A 3,820-nucleotide genomic window follows, 5' to 3' on the forward strand; every position below is an offset into this window, starting at 1 on the left:
TCCCAGAACGTGTCCGGGTCCAGCGCGCCGGGCAGCACACAGCCCCGGCCTCCGGCCTGTCGTGAAGTGAGCCCGCATGCGTTTCGAACCGATCGCCGTCGTCGGCCGGGGCTGTGTGCTGCCCGGCGCGCTGGACCCGGACACGTTCTGGGAGAACGTCGCCGCCGGCCGCACCAGCCTGTCGGCCGCCCCGGCGGACCGGTGGCGGCTGCCGCGCCGCTGGGCCATGGGCTCGGTGGACGACCACCTCGACCGCACCTGGAGTGATGTCGGCGGTTACGTCCACGGGTTCGAGTCCGTCTTCGATCCGGGCGACTTCCCCGTGGAGCCGGAGCGGATCGCCGCGCTGGACCCGCTCTTCCACTGGGTCCTCCACGGGGTGCGGCAGGCGCTCGCCGAGGCGGGCCACGCGGGCCCGCTGCCGCGCGGCGGGCTGGTGCTGGGGAACCTCTCGTACCCCACATCCGGCGGGGCTGCCTTCGCCGAACACGTCTGGCTGTCAGCGCAGCGCCCCGCGGTCCGTGACGCCGTGCTGACGGGTGAGCGCCGGACGCGTCCCGACGCCCGCAACCGCTTCTCCTCCGGGCTTCCCGCCCGGCTCGCGGCCCGCGCGCTCGGGCTCGGGGCGGGGGCCTGGTCCCTGGACGCCGCCTGCGCGTCCTCGCTGTACGCGGTCAAGCTGGCGTGCGACCGGCTGCACGACGGCACGGCCGACCTGATGGTGGCCGGTGCGGTCAGCCGCCCCGATCCCCTCTACCTCCACGTGGGGTTCTGCGGGCTGTCCGCGACCAGCCGCACGGGGCGCAGCCGCCCCTTCCACCGGGACGCGGACGGGCTGGTGCACGGCGAGGGCGCCGGGTTCGTCGCCCTGATGCGGCTGTCCGGGGCCCGCGCGGCCGGCCTGCCCGTGCTCGGTGTGATCCGCGGCGTGGGGCTGTCCAACGACGGGCGTGGGTCCGGGCTGGTCAGCCCGTCGGAGGAGGGCCAGGTACGCGCCATGCGGCTGGCGTACGACATGGCGGGCGTCGCTCCCGAGTCGGTCTCGCTCATCGAGTGCCATGCGACGGGGACGCCGGTCGGGGACGCGGTGGAGGCGCGCGGCATGGCCCGGGTCTTCGGGGCGGGCGAGGACGTGCCGATCGGTTCGGCGAAGTCGAACGTCGGGCACCTGCTGGCCTCGGCGGGCGTGACGGGGCTGCTGAAGGTACTCGGGGCGATGCGTGCGGGGGTCCGCCCGGCGACGCTCGGCGCCGAGCAGCCGCTGGACGTGCTGGCGGGCACGCCGTTGCGGGTGCTGGCCGCGCCGGAGGAGTGGGCGGGGCCGCGCCGGGCGGCGGTCAGCGCCTTCGGGTTCGGCGGAACCAACGCCCACCTGGTCGTCGACGCTCCGGAGGGTGCTCCCGGGTCCGCCGTGCCCGGGTCGGCGCACCTCCCACTGTCCGTCGCACCGCGCGGCGGGCCGGCCGCCCGGACGCCGGAGCAGGCTCCGGAGCCTGGTCCGGCTCCGGCAGTCGACGCGCCGGGCACGCGTACCCCCGTCGCGATCGTCGCCGTCGGCGCCCGGGTCGGCGAGGGAAGGTCCACGGAGGACTTCCGCCGGGCGGTGCTGGGCGGCGAACGGCGCGGCCCCGTCGCGGAGATCGCCGTGGAGCTGACGGACCTCTGTTTCCCGCCGCTGGCCCTGGAGCGGACCGTGCGGCATCACCTGCTGGTGCTGGAGGCCGCCCGCGAGGCCGCCCGGACGGTGACTCTGCCCCGCGAGCTGACCATGGTGGTCATCGGCACGGGGGTGGACCCCGAGGTCGCCCGCGCGGGCGCCCGCTGGCGGGTTCCCCACTGGCTCGAGCAGTCGGGGGCGCCCGTCACCGCGTCGTCGGCGGACCTCGCCCGGGACGCCTTCGCCCCGCCCATGACGGCGGAGTGTGTGGTGGGCAGCATGCCGAATCTCGCGGCGAACCGCGTCAGCACCCAACTGGATCTGGCCGGACCGGGGTTCACGGTCTCCGCGGAGGAGGCGTCCGGGCTGGTGGCGCTGGGGATCGCGGCTCGGGCCATTCGGTCGGGAGAGGCCGAGGCCGCCCTCGTCGGCGCCACCGATCTGTCCTGTGAAGTGGTCCACCGGGCCGCCCTGCGGGAGCTCGGCGGCGGGGAGGAGGCCGGGGACGCGGCTGTCGTTCTGGTCCTCAAGTCCCTGGAGGCCGCGCGCAGGGACGGCGACACCGTCGTCGCCCTGCTGGACGAAGAGGCCACTGACGAGCCCGACATGGTCATCGGCGACGGCCCCGGCGCGGTCTTCGATCCGGTGTCCGCCTTCGGGCGGGCCCATGCCGCGTCCGGGCTGGTCTCCGTCGCGGTCGCGGCGCTCTCGCTCCAGCACCGCGCGGTGCCCCGCCCCGGCGGGCCGGCGGACACCGGGGCCGTCGCCCACACCGCGCGGGCCGTGGTCACGCCGCTGGAGGGGCCGGCCGCGAGCGTACGGCTGCGCGCGGGGGACGCCCGGCCGTGGCTGCGGGGCCCGGCCCCGCGCCTGCAAGTCTTCTCCGGGGCGGACCGCCAGGAGGTGCTGGCCGCGCTGGAGGCCGGCAGACAGTCCTCGGACGGCCCGGCCCGGCTGGCCCTCGTCGTGGACGGCGACACCACGTCGGCGGAGCGCGGGGAAGCGGCCCGCCGCTGGCTGACGGAGGGCGGGGTCCGCCCGGCCGATGTCCTGTACCGGGACTCGCCGGTCGTCGGGCAGACCGCCTTCGTGTACACGAACGGCTCGGCCGCCTACCCGGGGATGGGCCATGAGCTGGCGCTCGCATGGCCGTCGCTGGGCGAGACCGTCCGTGAGGAACACCGGTCGATCGGCGCACGACTGCGGTCCGGGGCGGAGCCCGGAGTACTCGGGCAGATCTGGGCCGTCGCCGAACTTGCCGTCTTCCACACGGTCTTCAGCCGCGAGGTGCTCGGGCTGCGGCCGGACGCCGCCATCGGCTACTCCTCGGGCGAGTCGACGGCGCTGGTGGCGCTGGGCGCCTGGCCGGACGCCTCGGGGCTGTACGAAGCCACCCGTGACAGCGGCCTGTTCACGACCGAGCTCGCGGGTGAGCTGCGGGCGGTCCGGCGCTACTGGCGACAGCGGGGTATCCCGGGCTCCCGGTGGTCGAGCCATCTGGTCGCGGCCCCGCTGGACGCCGTCCGCGCCGAGCTCGCCGGCGAGGTCGCGGTGCATCTGATGGCGGTCAACGCGCCCGGGGTCTGTGTCATCGGTGGCGAGTCCCGGGCGTGCGCCGCCGTCGTGGCCAGGATCGGTGCCGACCGCGCTATCGAGCTGGACTACGACATGGCCGCCCACGCCCCGGAGTTGGCCGAGGTCAGCGAGGTGTGGCGCGAGACCCACCGTCGTCCCACGGTCGCGGTGCCGGGGGTCCGCTTCTACAGTGGGGCGAGCGGCCGGGCGTACCGGCCGACGGCCGAGCGGGCCGCCGAGGCGCTCACCGCTCAGGGACTCGGCACGATCGACTTCGCCGCCACCGTCGAACAGGCGTGGGCGGACGGCGTCCGGATCTTCGTGGAGCACGGGCCGCGCACGCTGTGCACCGGCTGGATCAAGAGGGTGCTGGGCGACCGGGAGCATGTCGCCGTCGCGCTGGACAGCCCGGGCGACACCAGCCTGCGGCAGCTGTGTCTCGCGGTCGGCGAACTCGTCGTCGCCGGAGTGCCCGTGCGGGCCGACGCGTTGCTCGCCCGGCTCGCCGAGGCCGCCACCCGGCTCCCGCGGCCCGGCCCCACCGTCACCGTCGCCGTACCCCCCTCGCCGGCGCTGCCGCCCCTGGAC

Annotated in this window: 1 protein-coding gene; it reads left to right on the forward strand. The window is 76.1% G+C overall.

Annotation, left to right across the window (positions count from 1 at the left end; genetic code table 11):
* Positions 1-76 precede the first annotated feature (76 nt).
* On the forward strand, positions 77-3,820 hold a 3,744-nt coding region (locus tag E0D90_RS24435), incomplete at its 3' end, for a type I polyketide synthase (RefSeq protein WP_130800122.1).

Origin of the sequence: Streptomyces otsuchiensis (genome assembly GCF_004305975.1) — a bacterium.
Taxonomy (GTDB): Bacteria; Actinomycetota; Actinomycetes; order Streptomycetales; family Streptomycetaceae; genus Streptomyces; species Streptomyces otsuchiensis.